Below are 16,363 nucleotides of genomic sequence, written 5' to 3'. Positions count from 1 at the left end.
GCGCCGGTTCGACCCAAACCGATCGGTTGCGTCGGCCCGGCGACGCGGGCGACGCAATCGATCCCGCCCCGTCAGAACCGCGTACTGAATCCGACTCGGGCGATCGATTGCAGCGCGCCGCTCGACGCGCCGTTCGCATCCATCACGCCGTTGATCTGCGCGTTGCTGCCGTGATTTGCGCGCTGATGCACACCCGCCACGTACACCATCGTGCGCTTCGACAACCAGTACTGGACGGCGGCGAGAAACTGGTGCGCATGTGCGTTGTCGAGCGTGTCGTTGCCTTTCATGTACGTGTAGCTCGCGCCGACCACCCAGGCGGGCGACGGATGCCACGACGCGCCGGCCTCGGCCGACCAGACGCCCGCGCCGTTCGCGGCGTTGCGCACGGTCGTCACGAGCGCCTTCCCCGTGACCGTGCCGAGCGTGTAGTGCACGCCCGCGCCCCAGTTGCGCACGCTGGTGGCCGGCAGCCCGGCCGCCGCGCCGTATTTCTCGTTCGTATAGGCCGCGCCCGCGCCGAACGGGCCGTTGTCGTAGCTCGCGCCGACGCTGACCGTGTTGTTCGCGCCGACCGACCCCGCGACGTTGCCGAAACCGTATAGCGCGCCGAAGGTCAGGCCCGACAGCGACGGGCTCGTGTACTTGACGGAGTTCGCGACGCGATTGCTGCCCGCGACACGATCCCAGTCGAACGCGCCGGTCGGGTTGTTCGGCAGCGCGAGCTTGTCGAACGGCCCGTTGCGAAAGCCGTACAGGCCGACGAGATCCTGCGCGATCTCGTTGCCGCTGCCGGCGAGCGCATCGACCATGAACTCGTACTGGTTGCCGAGCGTGAGCTTGCCGTAGCGGTCGTTTTCCAGCCCGACGTAGGCCTGCCGCGCGAACAGCCCGCCGCCGATGATCGAGCCGTTGCCGAGCGAATACTGGTTCACGAGCCGGAAGATCGCGCGCGTGCCCGCGCCGAGATCCTCCTTGCCTTCGAAACCGAGCAGGTTCGGGAAGAAGATGTTGTCGTCGAATTTCGCATTGCCGTGGCCGCCTTCGTTGCTGACGTAGCTGATGCCGGCGTCCATCAGCCCGAACATCGTTACGCTGCTTTGCGCGAACGCCACGGCGGGAATGGCGCATGCCGCGAGCGCCAGAAGGGTCTTTTTCGTCATCTCCAATGTGCTCCTCACATGTTTCCGATCGGGTCGGATATTTTTGATTGGACTACTGATTGATATGAAGAAACCTGAACCGGAACGATCCCGAATCAGGTGCAACCGAACGGGGCGCGTCGCGCACGGGGCATCGGGGAGCGCTGCCCGCCCGCCGACACGCCGTGCGCCGCGCGCTAGACCGTCGAATACCCGCCATCCACCGGCACGACCGCGCCGGTCACGAACGATGCACCGGGCGAACACAGAAACAGGATCACGTCCGCAACTTCGTCGGCCGTGCCCCAGCGCCCGAGCGGCGTGCGCTCGAGGATGCGGCGCGACGCCTGCGTGTCGGCCATCAGGCCGCTGCTGAGCGGCGTGTCGATCCAGCCGGGGGCGACCGCGTTCACGCGAATGCCGCGATCGGCCCACGCCTGCGCGAGCGAGCGCGTGAGCTGCGCGATGCCGCCCTTGCTCGCGCTGTACGCGGGGCGGTCCTTGCTGCCGAAGTACGTGTACATCGATGCGACGTTGACGATGCTGCCGCCTTGTACGGACAGCGCCGGCAACGCGGCGTCGGACGCGCGCATCACCGACGTCAGGTTCACGTTCAGCACGAGTTCGAACTGGTCCATCCGGTATTCGTCCGCATGCCGGCTGATGCCGACGCCGTTGACGAGCACGTCGAGCCGCGGCAAGGCGGCGATCGTGCGTGTCAGTGCGTCGCTGTCGGTCACGTCCAGCTCCATGCACCGGACGCGCGGATGCACCGGCGCATGTGCGCCGTTCGCGTTGAGCCCAAGCGCAACGACCGATGCGCCGGCTTCCGCGAAGCGCCACGCAGTGCTCGCGCCGATGCCTGACGTGCCGCCCGTTATGGCGACGGTCTTGCCCTCAAATAACCACTGGCGACTCATGTTCGATACTCTCGACGGCGTGGGTGGAGCGCGCGTGCCGCTGCGCGGGGGAAACCAGGATCTTGATCTGCGTACGATCGGCGAGCAGCGCGTCGAAGCCGTCGGCGACGGCGTCCTCCAGCGACACGGTGCGCGTGACGATCGACGTGAGATCGAGCGCGCCCGACGCGACGATGCGCAGCAGGTCCTCGTACGCATGCCGGTAGCCGACGCTCGCCGTGAAGGTCAGTTCGTCGTTGACCGCGCGGAACGCGTCGAAGCCCGCCTGGGGCATCAGGCCGACCATCACGACGCGGCCGCCCTTGCGCAGTGCCTGCATTGCCGCCTCGAACGTGGCCGGCAAGCCGGCCGCCTCGAAGCTCGCATCGACACCGAGCCCGCCCGACGCCTCGTGGATCGCGTCGCGCAGCACGGACGCGTCGAGCGTGCGCGCATTGAACGTGTGCGTTGCGCCGAAGCGTGCGGCGGCCGCGAGGCGCTCGGGCGACACGTCGACCGCGACGATGGTCGTCGCACCCTGCAGCTTCGCGAGCTGGATCAGCAGCAGGCCGATCGGCCCGAGCCCGAACACCGCGCACGTATCGCCGAGCCGGAGCTCGGCGCGGCGCAGCGCGTGCAGCGCGACGGCGGCTGGTTCCATCACGGCGGCCTGTTCGAGACTCACGCCGTCGGGCAGCCGATACAGCATGTAGGCGGGCACGACCGCGAAGTCGGCCATCCCGCCGTCGCCCATCAGCCCGGCGAAGCCCATCGACACGCACAGGTTGTACGACCCCGAACGGCAGTACGCGCATTGGTGGCAGCGATATTCGGGCTCGACGGCGACACAATCGCCGGGGTTCAGCGTCGTCACGCCTTCGCCGACTTCGACAACGGTGCCGCAGAACTCGTGGCCGAGCGTCAGCGGCGCGGTGCGGCCGGACAACGCATGCGGCGTGTCGACCGGAATCGCGTGCGGGCCGTCCGCGTATTCGTGCAGGTCGCTGCCGCAGATGCCGCAATACGCGACCGCGATGCGTACCTCGCCCGGCCCGGCGCGCGGCGTATCGATTTCCACGAGACGGACGTCGCGCGGGCCATGCCATTGAAGTGCACGCATGTCAGCGTCCTCCGAGGTTCTGTGTATCGAGACGGTTCGCGGCCGTGCCGGCGAGCGCGCGCTTGCGCAGCACGGCGGGCGCGGTTTCGACGAGGCCGAACGACAGCACGCACGCGAGGATCGCGCCGGTCGCCGACGTCCACATCGCGAACTGCAGGCCGTACTTGTCGGCGGCGAAGCCGGCGACGGTCGGCGCGACGAAGCCGCCGATCAGTTCGCCGGCGCCCATGATCAGCCCGAGCGCGCTGGCGATCGAACGGGGCGCGACGGTTTCGGCGGGGATCGTCGCCATGAACAGCGTGAAACAGCCGAGGCCCGTGTAGGTCGCGAGTACGAGCGCGCAGAGCGCCCCCAGCGAATTCGCGTGAATCATCGCGACGGGGCACGCGGCGGCGATCAGCGCGAACGCGATCATCGTCGGCTTGCGGCCGATCCGGTCGGAGATCGCGGGCACCGCGAAACCCCAGAACACCCACGCGGCGCCGAGGCAGGTCATCACGACGCCCATGTCGGCAGGGGACAGGTGGCGGCTCTCGACGAGGAACACCGGCGCGAACGAGATGATCACGATGAACCACGTGAGGAAGAAGCAACTGATCAGCATGCAAAGCAGGATGTTGCGTTCCTTCAGCAGCGCCCAGCGGCTGATCGCTGCGCCGCCCGCGGCCGGCGCGCCGACGGTGTCGGCCTGCGCATGCCGTGCACCGCCGGGCGGCCTTTCGCGGACCCAGCGCCAGATGCAGAACGCGATCAGGAAGCCGGGGATGCACGATACGAAGAACGCGTGGCGCCAGCCGTACGCGGTCGCGATGCCGATCACGACCGGCGGGCCGATCATCGCGCCGAGCAGGCCGGCGGCGGAGCCCTGCAGCAGGCCCATGTTCAGCCCGCGGCGGCTCGGCGTCGAGCTCTCGACCATCAGCGATTGCGACAGCGGCAGCACGGGGCCTTCGGCGATGCCCATCAGTGCGCGGAACGCGATCAGGCTCGCGAAGCCGCCGACGAGCCCCGACAGCGCCGAGAACACGGAAAAGCCGATCACGGCGGCGATCAGCAGCGGCTTGCGGGTGCCGCGCGCGTCGGACCACGCGCCGGTCGCGGCGCCCGACAACGCCCACGTGAGCGCGAGCGCGGACGACACCATGCCGAGCTGCGCATTCGTCAGGTGCAGCTCGGCCGACATGAACGGGAACAGGAACGACAGCGCGAGGCGGTCGAAGAATACGAAGCCGAACGTCATGAACAGGATCAGCAGCAGCCTGTTCTCGTACGTCCATGCGGGCCTGGAGGAGGAAGGGGATGTCATGGTGAGCCTCGCCGCGCGTCAGCGGAACAGCTTCTCGATCGCTTGCGCGCCGAGGCCGACCTTCTCGTAGTGCGCCTTGCACATCGCGATGTACGAGTGCACGTCGAAGTAGCCGTCGGGATTGCCTTCGTCGTCGAGCCAGATCAGTGGCCCCTTGACGATGAAGAACGCGCGCATCGGCTCGGGGTGATCGAATGCGACGAGCGTGTGGCCCTCCCCCGGCGTCTCGTACACGAAATCGCCGCGCGTCGCGGTCCATTCGTGTTCCAGGTAGCCCCACTTGCCCGACAGCGTGTACGCGAACACCTCGTGCGGGTGATAGTGCCGGTTCACGAGCCCTGCTTGCTTCGCCATCAGGATGTCGCACCATTTGTTCTGCGACGGCGAGATCCACAGCGGCCGCGACGAAACCGTTTCGGTGAACGGAACGTAATAGCGCTCGTCGTCGGTGGCCGCGTTCGCGATGTACGCTTCGGGCAACGCATCGGGCTTGAACGGATTGGCAATCGGCGGGATGTTTTGCCAGAATTCGGCTACGGCTTTGTCGACCACGGTTCGTCTCCTTGTGTTTGGGTGTCGTGGGCTCGACTTTAGCCAGCAGGTGCGCGCCGCTCTTGACTGGGCTGGACGAATTGCTTGATCGGGCCGGACATCGCACCGCACGACGTTTAAACGATCCATCCCCCAATTCCGCAATGCATGCCGCTCCGTACGACGGGCGCCAGCAGGAGGCGACGTGACGAATTCGACCGTTTTTTCCCGCACGCGAGGCTCGACCGCCGACGTGCCGGTGCGCGACCGGATGGCGTACTGGGACGCGTTCAACGCGGCGACGCTGGTCGGCCTGCGCTGCTCGTCGCTATCGCCGGCCGGGCTCGAGGTCGAGAAGACCGATATCGCGCTGCCGGGCCTTGGCCTCGCCGACATCAGCGGCCAGGATCACGTGATCGAACGCAGCCCAGCGCTGGTGCGCCAGTTGCCGAAGGAGTCGCTGTTCGCGTGCCAGATCCTGAGCGGCCGCGCGTATTTCATCCAGCGCGACCGGTGCCTGCTCGCGGAAGCCGGGGATGTCGTCGTCTACGACACGCGCGTGCCTTATCTATTCGGATTCCTCACGCCGATGCGGCAGCTGCTGATCGATATCCCGATCACGACGTTCGACGAACGGCTCGATGCGGAACTGGCGGCGCTGCCGCTGCGGATCGCGCCGAAGCCCGGCGCGGGCGCGATGCTCGGCGCGACGTTGCGCGCGAGTGTCGAGCGGTTCATGAAGGATCCGGTCGAGCGCGACGCCGCGCAGTTCGCCGAACACACGCGCACGCTGATCGCGGAGCTCATCGATGCGGAGGTGAACGGTGCAGGCGCATCGCGCGCGTCGCTGTCGTATCTGCTGACCGCGAAGCAGTACATCGCGACGCACCTGGGTGACCCGGAGCTCGGGCCGCAGGCCGTCGCCGACGCGGTCGGGTTGTCGCTGCGACATCTGAGCCGGCTCTTTGCGGCCGAAGGCGAGTCGATCACGCAGCACATCTGGTCGGAACGGCTGTCGCATGCGCATCGCGAGCTGACCGATGCGCGGCTGCGCAAGGCGAGTGTCGGCGAAATCGCGTTTCGCTGGGGCTTCTCGAGCCAGGCGCACTTCAGCCGTGCGATACGCGAGCGCTATGGCGCGTCGCCGATGGCGCTGCGCGAGGCGGCACGTACGGCCGGGGGCTGATTCCGGCAGTCGATGCGGATGGAGCGGCGGCGCGTGTCTCACGCGCCGTTTCTTTTAGTACAGTGAACGACGGCGCATACGCGCCGCGCCGCGTCGTGTCATTCCGCCAGCATGAATTCGGCGCAGCGCTCCGAGATCATGATCGTCGGCGCGTTCGTGTTGCCGGACACGATGCGCGGCATCACCGACGCATCGCAGATCCGCAAGCCTTCGACGCCCTGCACCGAGAGGCGCGGCGTCACGACCGCGTGTTCGTCGTTGCCCATGCGGCAGGTGCCGGCCGGGTGATAGACGGTTTTCGCGCGGCGCCGCACGTAGTCGGCGAGTGCCGTATCGGTCAGCGTCTCGGCTTCGCGCACGATGCGGGCGAGCGACGGCGCGCGGATGATCTGCCGCGCGAGCGCGACGCCGCGCACGAGACCGTCGACATCGGCCGGGTCGGACAGCGCGCCGCTGTCGAACAGGATCGGCGCGGCCGGATCGTTGCCGCGCAGTTGCACCGAGCCGCGCGAGCGCGGCCTGAGCAGGCACGGGTTGATTGACAGGCCGTGGCCGGGCAGCGGCTCGCGATCGACGTCGCCGACGAGCGTCGGCAGCACGTGGAACTGGATGTCCGGGCGGCCGCTGCCGGTCGTGTCGACGAACGCACCGGATTCGACGACGTTCGACGTCAGCAGGCCCGTGCGGCACAGCATCCACTGCAGCCCGTGCCGCAACGCCTTCAGCCCGCGATCCTCGCCCAGCAGGCTGACAGGCGCGTGGCTGCGGCCGTAGATCGAGACTTCGAGATGATCCTGGTAATTCGCGCCTACGTCGCGGCTGTCGTGCAACACGTCGATGCCGTGCGCGTGCAGGTGCGCGCCGGGCCCGATGCCCGACAGCATCAGCAGCTTCGGTGTGCTCAGCGCGCCGGCCGCGAGCACGACGTCGGCGCGTGCGGCGGCCGAACCCGTCGCGCCGCTTTCCGTCCGCCATTCGACGCCGGTCGCGCGCCGGCCGTCGAACCGGATGCGCGTGACGCGGCAGCCGGTCAGCACGCGCAGGTTCGGGTGGCCGATCGCGGCGGCGAGATAGGTGGCCGCGGTACTGCCGCGCTGCCCGTCGAAGATCGTCGTGTGGTAGAAGCCAGCGCCATGTTGCGCGGCGCCGTTGAAATCGTCGTTGTAGGCGATGCCGGTTTCCTGCGCGGCTTTCACGAACGCGAGGCTCAACGGATGCCGGAAGCGCGTGTCGCCGACCTTCAGCGGCCCGTCGGTGCCGTGAAACGGCTCGGAGAGCCGCAGGTGCGATTCGGCGCGCTTGAACACGGGCAGCACGTCGTCCCAGCCCCAGCCCGTGCAGCCGAGTGAGGCCCAGTCGTCGTAATCGTCGCGCGTGCCGCGCACGTACAGCATCGCGTTGACCGAACTGCCGCCACCGAGCGTACGGCCCTGCGGCACGTAGGTCTTGCGTCCCGCCGCACCGGGTTGCGGCTCGCTCTCGAACGTGACCGTGCGCCGCGTGCCGAGCACGCGGATGAACGTCGCCGGAATCCGGATGAACAGGCTGTCGTCCTTCGGACCGTCCTCGAGCAGCAGCACGCGCCTGCCGGCCTTCACCAGCCGGTGCGCGACCGTGCAGCCGGCCGAGCCGCCGCCGACGACGATATGGTCGTACGTCTCCATCCTGCTTCTTCTCCTTGCTGTTCGGCGGCGAAACGAGTGCCGCCACGCAGGAAGCCAGCTTAGCGGCCGCTATGCGGCCCCATTTGACCGGAACGGACGCCGTGCTTGCCTCGCAGGGACACGGTGGCGGGGGACGGTGGCGGACTATCGCGCGTCGGCCGGCGCCGGTGCCGACGCACGCGACTCGCTCGGCGTCTCGCCGAAGCGCGCGCGATAGCTGCGGCTGAAGTGCGCGCTGTTGTTGAAGCCCCAGCGGAACGCGATTTCGCTGACCGTCAGGTGCTTCAGCGACCGGTCGCGCAAGTCGGCGCGGCAGCGCTCGAGCCGCCGCGCCAGGATGTAGCGCGTGAGCGGCATTCCTTCGATTTCGAAGACGCGCGCGAGCTGGCGCGGCGACAGGTTGATCGCGCGGCTCACCGACTGGCTGTCGAGGTCGTCGTCGGCGAGATGACTGTCGATGAACGCCTTCGCGCGCGACAGCGTGTGGACGGTCGACTTGGTCGGGGACGCGTCGCCGTCGCGCAGCCGCAGCGTCGACTGCACGAGATCGAGTATCGCGGCGGCGCGCCGTTCGCGCGCATCGGGCGTCGGCTCCTGCGGTGCGGCGAGCAGCGCGTAGACCTGCCGCACGGCCCACGATGCGACGCCGTCGTCACGGTCGATCTTGACCAGGCTGCGGTAGCGCCACGGGCCGACGCGCGCTTCGAACACGTCACGCGGCACGTCGAGCACGGTCATCGCCATGTCGGCGGGAAAGCCGTGACCGTACGGCATCGACGTGTCGTAGAGGACGAGGTCGCCGGGCCCGTGCTGCATGCAGTCGACGTCCTGGAACGTATAGCCTTGCCCCGCGTGCATCAGGCAGATGAACACGGCGTCGCGCTGGTCCGCATGGATGTTGTGCGACGTGCGCACGACCGCATGCCGGTTCGCGACGATGTCGCAGGCACCGAACAGCCCGAGATCGCGCCTGCGCAGCGTCGCGTCGATGCCTTCGGACGACTTGCCGCTGCATTCGATCCGCACGAGCGTGCGCGCGACATGGTCGACCCAGAAGTCGACGCGTTCGTGGCCGCGTACGGCGCGCGTCGAGATCGTTGCGATCTCCGTGCTGGTGTCCGGCATGACGTTCTCCCAATGACCGCTCGAGCGGCGCAGTCTCGGGCACGTGGAACGGCGCGGTCAATCCGTGAAAGACCCGGGAAGGGCGTGTGACGCGCTTGCAGCGGGGCGTTGCGGGCGGCGGCGCGATCGATGTCCGGCTGAGTCAACACAAGCGGCCGTTTCGGTCAAAACACGATGTCGGTTTTCAGCTATGTGGCGTGCATTCGCTACGCACGGGAGACAGGTGCCGCCGGCCTACCTTGACGAAGACGACGTCAGCCCGAGCGACACGTCCTGCTCGTAACCCATCTTGCCGCCGCGGTACTCGACGCTGACGTAGCCGGCCCGCCGCGCGTCGGCGACGTTCGCGTAGATCGACGTCATCACCATTCCCGCGTCGCAGTCGAGCGGGATCGTGCGGTCGATGCGGCCCGTCGCGATGTTTACGGCCCGCAGCGACTGCATGGCAATGCCGCACTTGTCGGAAAGCGCGTAGACGCCAACCAGCATGTGCGTCTTCGTGCGATACCACATGGGAATATCGACGGTGCCGTCGAGCTGGAGGTGATCCTGGTCGTTGTCGTTCAGTCGCCCGACTTCGTTCAGCGTGATCGGGAATGTCTTGCGACCGTCGTCCCAGGTGCCGGTTGCCGTTCTACCGGCGACGTTCAAGGCGATCGGGCAGGGCTTCGGCCGCGACGGGGAGGCGGCCGGTACGACCGGCGACTCGGCGTTCGATGCGGGCAGCGATGCTTCGCAGAGCGTGACGCGGCCGTCGGGCTCGCGGTGGCCCTGCAACGGGATCGGCTTGCGATGTGCATCGTAGTAGTAGCTGCCGTCGACGCGCCAGCGGCCCGCGTCGTTGCGGTTGATTGCATCGTAGGTCTGCAGCGATACGTGGACGGGCGCATTGCCGATCGCGCCGGTGTAGTTCGCGACTTCGTACCAGCCTGCGTAAGACGCGACCGGCGCGCACGCGAACAGCACGGCAAGCATGGCGGCGAACGGGGAGGCGTAGCGGGTGCGACGGGTGTTCCGGGGCATGGGCGGTCCGTGTGCGTGGTGTTGGTCCGGCCGTCACGGATATCGGTCCGGCCATGTCGGGCCGTGCGGCGGGCCGCCCGGACGCACACCATTGTATCCATCCGCCACTCACGAATTACCGGCCCCGCGAGTGCGGCGACAAGGTCGTGCACATGACACGGGCCGGTCGCGGAACCGCGCAGACCGCGCGATCCGATCGACCGGCCTGCTACCGACGACCTCAGGCCGCGCTGGCCTCGTCGATTCGTCGAATGTCGTCCTGATCGAGCGTGACTCGGATCGCTTCGCCAAGCGATTCCAACTGCGCCAGCGACGTCGCGCTCGCGATTGGCGCGGTGATCGTCGGCCGAGCGATTTGCCACGCGAGCGCGATCGCGGCCGGCTGCGTGCCGTGCTTCGCCGCCACCGCATCGAGCGCCGCGAGGATGCGCAGCCCGCGTTCATTCAGATAGCCGGCGACGCGATCGCCGCGCACGCTCTTCTTCAGGTCGGCCTCGCTGCGGTACTTGCCCGACAGGAAGCCGCTCGCGAGCGCGTAATAGTTAACGACACCGAGCTTCAGGTCGCGCACGACCGGTTCGAGATCGCGCTCGTAGTCCGCGCGATCGAGCTGGTTGTATTCGGGCTGGATGACCTGGTACGCGGGCAGGCCGTCGCGCTTGCTGACGTCGGCGGCTTCGCGCAGGCGTGCGCCGCTGTAGTTCGATGCGCCGATGATCCGCACCTTGCCCGCGTCGATCAGCGTCTGATAGGCGCCGAGCGTTTCCTCGAGCGGGGCCGTATCGGCGAGATCGCTATGCGAGAAATACAGGTCGATGTAGTCGGTCTGCAGGCGGCGCAGCGAATCGTCGGCGGCTTTCAGGATGTTGTCTTTCGTCAGGCCCGCCCGCGCGGCCAGCAGGCCGACCTTGGTCGAGATCACGACCTGTTCGCGCTTGCCGGAGCGCTTGAGCCACTTGCCGATGATCGTTTCCGACTCGCCGCCGCTGTTGCCGGGGGCCCAGGCCGAATAGACGTCGGCTGTGTCGATGAAGTTGATGCCGGTGTCGGCGAGTGCGTCGAGCAGCGCGAACGATGTGTTCTCGTCGACGGTCCAGCCGAAGACGTTGCCGCCGAATGCGAGCGGTGAAACCTGGATGTTCGACGTGCCGAGGGTGCGGTGTGCCATGTTCTGCTCCGATATCTGCGGGTGACGGAAGGGAACTGCGGGATGGGCCGAGGCGATCACGGCGAGACGACGGGGTACGTGGTGCGGTCACGCCGTTGTCGCGGGACGCCGGACATTCTCGCCGATCGCTCCGATTCGTGCAGGCGGCGCGCCGTCGCGATAGCGGATCGCTTGATGCGCATGGCGGACACCGCGTCCGTTGCGTGAGCGCTTCGTGTGGCTGCGTTCGATCGGGAACCGATTTTTGTTGACGCTGGCGCAGCGGGACGCGGAACGGCGCGTGGGTGGAAGCAGGCGGGAGGGCGGGAAGGTGAATGCTCCGGCGTTGCGCCGGAGCGTACGCGACGACGGGCGGCAAGCGGCCGCCCGTGCGAGGGTGAGCCGGTCAGCGCAACTGCACGGCCGCGAGAAACAGCACCATGCTGCCGATCGCGCCGTCCAGCACGCGCCACGCCACGGCCTTGCGGAACCACGGCGCGAGCAGTCGCGCACCGTAGCCGAGCCCGAGGAACCACACGACGCTGACCGACATCGCGCCGATCGCGAACGCGAGCCGTGCGCCTTCCGGCTCGCGTGCGCCGGCCGTGCCGATCAACAGGAACGTGTCGAGATACACGTGCGGGTTGAGCCACGTGAACGCGAGCGTCATCAGCACGATGGCGAGCCCGCTCTGCGGCGGCGGGGCGACCGCATCGCCGCGCACGTCGAGCGTTTCATGGCCCGGCTTGAACGCGCGGCGCAGCGCGTTGATGCCGAACCACGCGAGATACGCGAGGCCCACATACAGCACCGCGTGGACGAAGGTCGGATAGCGTTCGACGAGCACCGATGCGCCGCCGACGCCCGTGCCGATCAGGATCATGTCGGACAGTGCGCACAGCAGCACGATCTTGCCGACATGCGAGCGCATGATGCCCTGCCGCAGCACGAATGCGTTCTGCGCGCCGATGGTGACGATGAGCGAGCCGCAGAGTGCGGCGCCGTGGGAAAAAGCGAGCCAGTTCATGATGGATGACAGCAGTGGAAGCGGTAGACGGATGAATCGGGTAGCGCTAGTCTGCGGTCAGCATGAAAATAAGAGAAGCTAATTCACCTAATGCAGATTAAGGAAATCTAATGCTCGACTACGCGTTGCTCGATGCCCTCGCGGCCGTGATCCGGCACGGTTCGTTCGAGCGTGCGGCCAAGGAGCTGAATGTCACGCCGTCGGCCGTGTCGCAGCGTGTGAAATTGCTGGAGGAGCGGGTCGGCAGCGTGCTCGTCAAGCGCGGGCAGCCGTGTGTCGCGACCACATCCGGTGCGCTGCTGTGCCGGCACACCGAGCGCGTGCAACTGCTCGAAGCCGAGCTGGGCGGCCGGATGCCGGCGTTGCCGGGCCAGATCGCGAGCGCGTGGCCGACGTTGCGTGTGGCCGTCAACGACGACAGCGTCGCGACGTGGTTCATCGACGCGGTCGGGCCGTTCTGCACGGAGCGCGAGACGTTGCTCGACCTCGTGATCGACGACCAGGATTACACGGCCTCGCGCATTCGCGACGGCAGCGTACAGGGCGCCGTGACCGCGCAGGCCGAACCTATCCAGGGATGCCGGTCGGAGCGGCTCGGGCGGATCTGCTATCGTGCGGTGTGCTCGCCGGCGTTTTACGAACGCTACTTCAGCGCGGGCATTACGCGCGATGCGCTGCGCCGGGCGCCGTGCGTGATGTTCAATCCGAAGGACGGGCTGCAGGCACGTTTCATCCGGCGCGTGACGCGCGCGGATCTCGATCCGCCACAGCACTGGATACCGCACGTCGCGGGCTATCTGCGCGCATGCGAGACGGGATTGGGATGGGGGATGTGTCCGGACCGGATGGTCGATCGCCAACTGGCGGCGGGTGAACTGGTCGACATGTCGCGCGGGCGAACGATCGACATCGACCTTTACTGGCAGAGCTGGCGTTTGTCGATCGGCTGGCTCGACGATTTCAGCGCGGCGCTGAAGGCGCGTGCCGCGCTGTTCCTCGATTGACCGATCGGGTGACGCAGGCGGCGCGGCGCGCAAGATCCGCGCCGTGCGGCATCACGTCAGACTTGATGCAGGCCGTCGAAATCGACGATCTGGACGTGGCGGCCCTGCATTTCGATCAGTCCGCGCTTCTGGAATTTCGACAGCGTGCGGCTGACCGTTTCGAGCGTCATGCCGAGGTAGCTGCCGATGTCTTCGCGCGTCATCCGCAGGTTGAATTCCGACGGCGAGTAACCGCGCTTCAGGTAGCGCGACGATACGTCGAGCAGGAACGCGGCGACGCGCTCTTCGGCATTCAGCGAACCGAGCAGCATCGTTTGCGACGTTTCGCGCACGATCTGTTCGCTCATCAGCTTGTGCATGCGCAACTGCATCGAACCGGCTTCCGAGCACAGCGCCTTGAGCGCGCTGTACGGAATCACACAGACGGAGCTGTCTTCCAGTGCGACCGCGGTGCGCGGATGCGTGTCGTCGCAGATGCCGTCGAGGCCGAGCGCTTCGCCCGCCAGATGCAGGCCGGTGACCTGCTCGCGGCCGTCGTGGCGCGTCGCGACGGTTTTCAGCGAACCCGAGCGCACCGCGTACAGGTTGTCGAATGCGTCGCCTTCGCGGAACAGCGCTTCGCCGCGCTTGACGGGGCGCGCCGCGCAGATGACCGACTCGAGGCGGCTGAGCGCTTCGGGCGCCAGGCCCTGCGGCATGCACAGGTGCCGCATCGCGCACGTCGAGCAGTGCGCAGCCTGGCGAGGGGCCCAGCTACCGGCATGAGGCGTGGCGGCGGGACGTGTGGCGACGGGCGTCAGCATGATCGTTTACTCCGGCGTTGAATCGACGGAATCATTGTCCCACCGCAACTTGCCGCTGTCGGGTGACAAAACGTCGCGACCGGCCGCGCATGCCGAATGCCGTTTACGCGGCCGGTTCGTCGACGTTGGCGGCCGCCGGGATCAGCAGCACGGGCAGCGTCGCGTGGCGCACGCATTGCTCGGCGATGCTGCCGAGCACGAGACGGCGGAACCCGCGGCGGCCGTGCGTGCCGAGCACGAGCAGATCGGCGCCGAACGCTTTCGCGCCGTCGAGGATCAGCGACGCTACGTCGTTGAGCGACGTCGCTTCGCTCAATCGCGTCTCGCCCTTCACGCCCGCTGCCTGCATCAGCGTCGTGAAATCCTTCGCGAGTGCGTTGCCTTGCGCGACGAGCTGGTCGCGCAGCACGGACGGATCGTAGCCGGGCACGTTGTAGTAGATCGCGGCGTTCTCGACGACGTAGAACGGTTGCAGCTCGGCGCCGTGCGATTTCGCGAGCGCCAGCGCGGCGTCGAACGCATGGCGGGACGTGTCGCTGCCGTCGACGGCAACCAGAATACGCTTGTACATAGTGTCTCCGAGTGGCGGGTTGAAACGAAGTCGGCCGGATGGCCGATCAGGCTGGGCAATGCGCAATGCTGCGAGGCAGAGTAAACCAATGGCGGGGACTTTGCAGTGAGGTGCCGGTCGTGCCGCGCGGCAGTGCCGCTTCAGTTTCTACGGTGTACGCCATACACATGGCGCATGCTGGGACGCACGACGCACGACGCACGACGCACGACGCACGACGCACGACGCACGACGCACGACGCACGACGCACGACGCACGACGCACGACGCACGACGCACGACGCACGACGCACGACGCACGACGCACGACGCACGACGCACGGCGTGCGCCGTGGTCGCCGCCGTTGTCCGCATCGTCGGCGGAAAGGCATGCGCGAGCGCCTGAGTCGCATTTGGCACACGCATACGCACGCACCGCACGCACCGCACGCGCCGAACACGCCGAACACGCCGAACACGCCGAACACGCCGAACACGCCGAACACGCCGAACACGCCGAACACGCCGAACACGCCGAACACGCCGAACACGCCGAACACGCCGAACACGCCGAACACGCCGAACACGCCGATCGCATCGACACGGCGCGACAGTCACGCGGATGCCTTACCCGCATCGCCATTCAATCTCAATCGCGCCGTTTCGACATGACCTCGATCAACGCATCTGCGTCGGTGCGATTCACCGCATGAATGACACCGCCGGTGTCGCCGCGCGGAATCGTTCGCTCCTGCATCGCGCGGTTGCCGGCACACGTCCGGCGCACTGTCGCGTACGCCGATCCTCAGCCATCGGCCGTCGGCCGATGCCGGTCCGCAAACGAACGATCGATTCAAACGCCGCGCCGGCTATCTCGGGACGGCCGTCAGCTCGAACACGCGTTCCGGCCGCCGCTGGTGGCCGGGCCAGTACGTGCTGCCGTACATCCGGTGAACGGGGCCGAACAGGGCATCGCTCATGGGCTGCGGCGCGTCGAAGCCTTTCTCGATCACCATGTATCCGGCGCGCAGCGCGAACGCCGGATGATTGCCGCCGGGGCGGCTGTCGAAACCGGCGAAACCGTCGCCGGCTTCGGGCATCGCATTGACGAGCGACGCGTTGCTGCCCGTGATCTGGTCGGGCGAGATCGGCCCGCCGCCGGCGAGAAGCCACGCCTCGCGGTTCTTGCCGTCGGTATCGACCGTGCTGTCGTGGGTTTCGTCGTTGTCGATCTCGACGCTGTGCGGATGCGAACGTTCGGTTTGACCGGATGATTCCATCGCGGCTCTCCTGGCGGCGAAGCGTTCCGGATCGAAGCAAATCCCGTTCCGGCTGTGACGGGAAAAGGCGCGCGGGCGATCGCCGCGGTCGCGCGACGCGCACTGATTTGTCGTGATTTATTTCAGCTAGAAGACGCGTTTTCTACAGAGTATGATTCTTTTCCTGCAAAGCGGCGACAGGGGATTCGGTCGCGCCGCCTCTGCCCGCGCCGGGGGCGCCGCAGCACCCTTAAAGACGGGCAGTGAACAACAAAGCAAGGGACTAGAGGTGGCGGATTCATGCAAGCGACTACTGCCTTCACGCACCGCGGTTATCTGTTGAATTGCGCGCCCGCGCGCGCCAGTGACGGTTCGTTCAAGCCCTATGTCGTGATCTCCCGATCGAGCGACGGGGAGCTCGTGGCGAACCGTTTTTTCCCGATCGAGCTCCAGTTCAACGACGAAGGCGACGCGATTGCGCACGCGCGCGACTGGGCCGTGCGATGGATCGACGCCAGCAGCATCACGATCTGACGCCGCCGCGATTCGGCACCATCGGCCGTCCGGCCGATCCCCT

The 16,363-nt window shown here is 67.3% G+C and carries 17 protein-coding genes; 3 read left to right on the top strand and 14 right to left on the bottom strand.

From position 1 onward, the window contains the following. Window positions 1-71: 71 nt before the first annotated feature. The 5 genes from ACPTTF_RS32900 to ACPTTF_RS32880 all read right to left on the bottom strand — a co-directional run bounded on the left by ACPTTF_RS32900 (window position 72) and on the right by ACPTTF_RS32880 (window position 5,019). Window positions 72-1,163 carry a porin gene (locus tag ACPTTF_RS32900; protein WP_423369793.1) on the bottom strand — a complete coding sequence of 364 codons (1,092 nt, stop codon included), beginning with the start codon at window positions 1,161-1,163 and terminating at the stop codon, window positions 72-74. Window positions 1,164-1,339: 176 nt separating this feature from the next. Beyond that, on the bottom strand, window positions 1,340-2,062 hold the full coding sequence (locus ACPTTF_RS32895; RefSeq protein ID WP_423369792.1) for an SDR family NAD(P)-dependent oxidoreductase: 723 nt from the start codon (window positions 2,060-2,062) through the stop codon (window positions 1,340-1,342). Continuing rightward, complete coding sequence (locus ACPTTF_RS32890) at window positions 2,040-3,161, bottom strand: 2,3-butanediol dehydrogenase (protein ID WP_423369791.1); 1,122 nt, start codon at window positions 3,159-3,161, stop codon at window positions 2,040-2,042. Before ACPTTF_RS32890 ends, ACPTTF_RS32895 begins: the two co-directional genes overlap by 23 nt. 1 nt (window position 3,162) lies before the next feature. After that, entirely contained in the window at window positions 3,163-4,467 is a 1,305-nt protein-coding gene (locus tag ACPTTF_RS32885; protein ID WP_423369790.1) for an MFS transporter, read from the bottom strand. A gap of 18 nt (window positions 4,468-4,485) precedes the next feature. Continuing rightward, window positions 4,486-5,019: a cupin domain-containing protein gene (locus tag ACPTTF_RS32880; protein WP_166955681.1), complete on the bottom strand. Its 534-nt coding sequence runs from the start codon at window positions 5,017-5,019 to the stop codon at window positions 4,486-4,488. A gap of 184 nt (window positions 5,020-5,203) precedes the next feature. On the opposite strand from ACPTTF_RS32880, the gene ACPTTF_RS32875 reads away from it, so the two are divergent. Further along, window positions 5,204-6,184 (top strand): helix-turn-helix domain-containing protein, encoded by a 981-nt coding sequence (locus ACPTTF_RS32875; protein WP_423369789.1) that lies wholly within the window; start codon window positions 5,204-5,206, stop codon window positions 6,182-6,184. 98 nt (window positions 6,185-6,282) lie between these two features. Here ACPTTF_RS32875 and ACPTTF_RS32870 read toward each other — a convergent pair whose 3' ends face one another. The 5 genes from ACPTTF_RS32870 to ACPTTF_RS32850 all read right to left on the bottom strand — a co-directional run bounded on the left by ACPTTF_RS32870 (window position 6,283) and on the right by ACPTTF_RS32850 (window position 12,170). Then, window positions 6,283-7,848, bottom strand: coding sequence for a GMC family oxidoreductase (locus ACPTTF_RS32870; RefSeq protein ID WP_423369788.1), 1,566 nt, complete (start codon window positions 7,846-7,848; stop codon window positions 6,283-6,285). Between the two features lie 144 nt (window positions 7,849-7,992). After that, complete coding sequence (locus ACPTTF_RS32865) at window positions 7,993-8,973, bottom strand: helix-turn-helix domain-containing protein (protein WP_423369787.1); 981 nt, start codon at window positions 8,971-8,973, stop codon at window positions 7,993-7,995. Between the two features lie 234 nt (window positions 8,974-9,207). Further along, window positions 9,208-9,996, bottom strand: a complete 789-nt coding sequence (locus ACPTTF_RS32860) for a hypothetical protein (RefSeq protein WP_423369786.1) — start codon at window positions 9,994-9,996, stop codon at window positions 9,208-9,210. 220 nt (window positions 9,997-10,216) lie between these two features. Continuing rightward, window positions 10,217-11,164 carry an aldo/keto reductase gene (locus ACPTTF_RS32855; RefSeq protein WP_423369785.1) on the bottom strand — a complete coding sequence of 316 codons (948 nt, stop codon included), beginning with the start codon at window positions 11,162-11,164 and terminating at the stop codon, window positions 10,217-10,219. Window positions 11,165-11,549: 385 nt separating this feature from the next. Then, the gene (locus ACPTTF_RS32850) at window positions 11,550-12,170 is read right to left on the bottom strand and encodes a LysE/ArgO family amino acid transporter (protein WP_423369784.1); all 621 of its coding nucleotides are present in this window, start codon (window positions 12,168-12,170) and stop codon (window positions 11,550-11,552) included. Window positions 12,171-12,280: 110 nt separating this feature from the next. Between ACPTTF_RS32850 and ACPTTF_RS32845 the strand changes: the two genes are divergently transcribed. Further along, on the top strand, window positions 12,281-13,174 hold the full coding sequence (locus ACPTTF_RS32845; protein ID WP_423369783.1) for a LysR family transcriptional regulator ArgP: 894 nt from the start codon (window positions 12,281-12,283) through the stop codon (window positions 13,172-13,174). A 56-nt stretch (window positions 13,175-13,230) separates the two neighbouring features. On the opposite strand, the gene fnr is transcribed toward ACPTTF_RS32845, so the two are convergent. From fnr to ACPTTF_RS32825, 4 genes are all read right to left on the bottom strand, one after another. Further along, on the bottom strand, window positions 13,231-13,977 hold the full coding sequence (gene fnr / locus ACPTTF_RS32840) for a fumarate/nitrate reduction transcriptional regulator Fnr (RefSeq protein WP_166955673.1): 747 nt from the start codon (window positions 13,975-13,977) through the stop codon (window positions 13,231-13,233). Window positions 13,978-14,080: 103 nt separating this feature from the next. Further along, window positions 14,081-14,548, bottom strand: a complete 468-nt coding sequence (locus tag ACPTTF_RS32835) for a universal stress protein (protein ID WP_166955672.1) — start codon at window positions 14,546-14,548, stop codon at window positions 14,081-14,083. Window positions 14,549-14,688: 140 nt separating this feature from the next. Beyond that, window positions 14,689-15,114, bottom strand: a complete 426-nt coding sequence (locus tag ACPTTF_RS32830; protein WP_423369782.1) for a hypothetical protein — start codon at window positions 15,112-15,114, stop codon at window positions 14,689-14,691. Between the two features lie 282 nt (window positions 15,115-15,396). Continuing rightward, on the bottom strand, window positions 15,397-15,807 hold the full coding sequence (locus ACPTTF_RS32825; protein WP_166955670.1) for a DUF3005 domain-containing protein: 411 nt from the start codon (window positions 15,805-15,807) through the stop codon (window positions 15,397-15,399). Between the two features lie 279 nt (window positions 15,808-16,086). Here ACPTTF_RS32825 and ACPTTF_RS32820 point away from each other — a divergent pair, with 279 nt between their 5' ends. Further along, on the top strand, window positions 16,087-16,320 hold the full coding sequence (locus ACPTTF_RS32820) for a hypothetical protein (protein ID WP_011356723.1): 234 nt from the start codon (window positions 16,087-16,089) through the stop codon (window positions 16,318-16,320). The last annotated feature ends 43 nt before the right edge of the window (window positions 16,321-16,363 follow it).

Origin of the sequence: Burkholderia crassaminum (assembly GCF_964265005.1) — a bacterium.
Classification (GTDB): Bacteria; Pseudomonadota; Gammaproteobacteria; order Burkholderiales; family Burkholderiaceae; genus Burkholderia.
The sequence above is the reverse complement of the archived record's forward strand: the minus strand, read 5'-3'. Positions and strand labels throughout refer to the sequence as shown.

Bases quoted from the DNA above. Each gene is read 5' to 3' on its own strand.
- ACPTTF_RS32900 (WP_423369793.1), bottom strand. From the start codon at position 1,163: ATGACGAAAAAGACCCTTCTGGCGCTCGCGGCATGCGCCATTCCCGCC.
- ACPTTF_RS32895 (WP_423369792.1), bottom strand. From the start codon at position 2,062: ATGAGTCGCCAGTGGTTATTTGAGGGCAAGACCGTCGCCATAACGGGC.
- ACPTTF_RS32890 (WP_423369791.1), bottom strand. From the start codon at position 3,161: ATGCGTGCACTTCAATGGCATGGCCCGCGCGACGTCCGTCTCGTGGAA.
- ACPTTF_RS32885 (WP_423369790.1), bottom strand. From the start codon at position 4,467: ATGACATCCCCTTCCTCCTCCAGGCCCGCATGGACGTACGAGAACAGG.
- ACPTTF_RS32870 (WP_423369788.1), bottom strand. From the start codon at position 7,848: ATGGAGACGTACGACCATATCGTCGTCGGCGGCGGCTCGGCCGGCTGC.
- ACPTTF_RS32865 (WP_423369787.1), bottom strand. From the start codon at position 8,973: ATGCCGGACACCAGCACGGAGATCGCAACGATCTCGACGCGCGCCGTA.
- ACPTTF_RS32860 (WP_423369786.1), bottom strand. From the start codon at position 9,996: ATGCCCCGGAACACCCGTCGCACCCGCTACGCCTCCCCGTTCGCCGCC.
- ACPTTF_RS32855 (WP_423369785.1), bottom strand. From the start codon at position 11,164: ATGGCACACCGCACCCTCGGCACGTCGAACATCCAGGTTTCACCGCTC.
- ACPTTF_RS32850 (WP_423369784.1), bottom strand. From the start codon at position 12,170: ATGAACTGGCTCGCTTTTTCCCACGGCGCCGCACTCTGCGGCTCGCTC.
- ACPTTF_RS32845 (WP_423369783.1), top strand. From the start codon at position 12,281: ATGCTCGACTACGCGTTGCTCGATGCCCTCGCGGCCGTGATCCGGCAC.
- fnr (WP_166955673.1), bottom strand. From the start codon at position 13,977: ATGCTGACGCCCGTCGCCACACGTCCCGCCGCCACGCCTCATGCCGGT.
- ACPTTF_RS32835 (WP_166955672.1), bottom strand. From the start codon at position 14,548: ATGTACAAGCGTATTCTGGTTGCCGTCGACGGCAGCGACACGTCCCGC.
- ACPTTF_RS32825 (WP_166955670.1), bottom strand. From the start codon at position 15,807: ATGGAATCATCCGGTCAAACCGAACGTTCGCATCCGCACAGCGTCGAG.
- ACPTTF_RS32820 (WP_011356723.1), top strand. From the start codon at position 16,087: ATGCAAGCGACTACTGCCTTCACGCACCGCGGTTATCTGTTGAATTGC.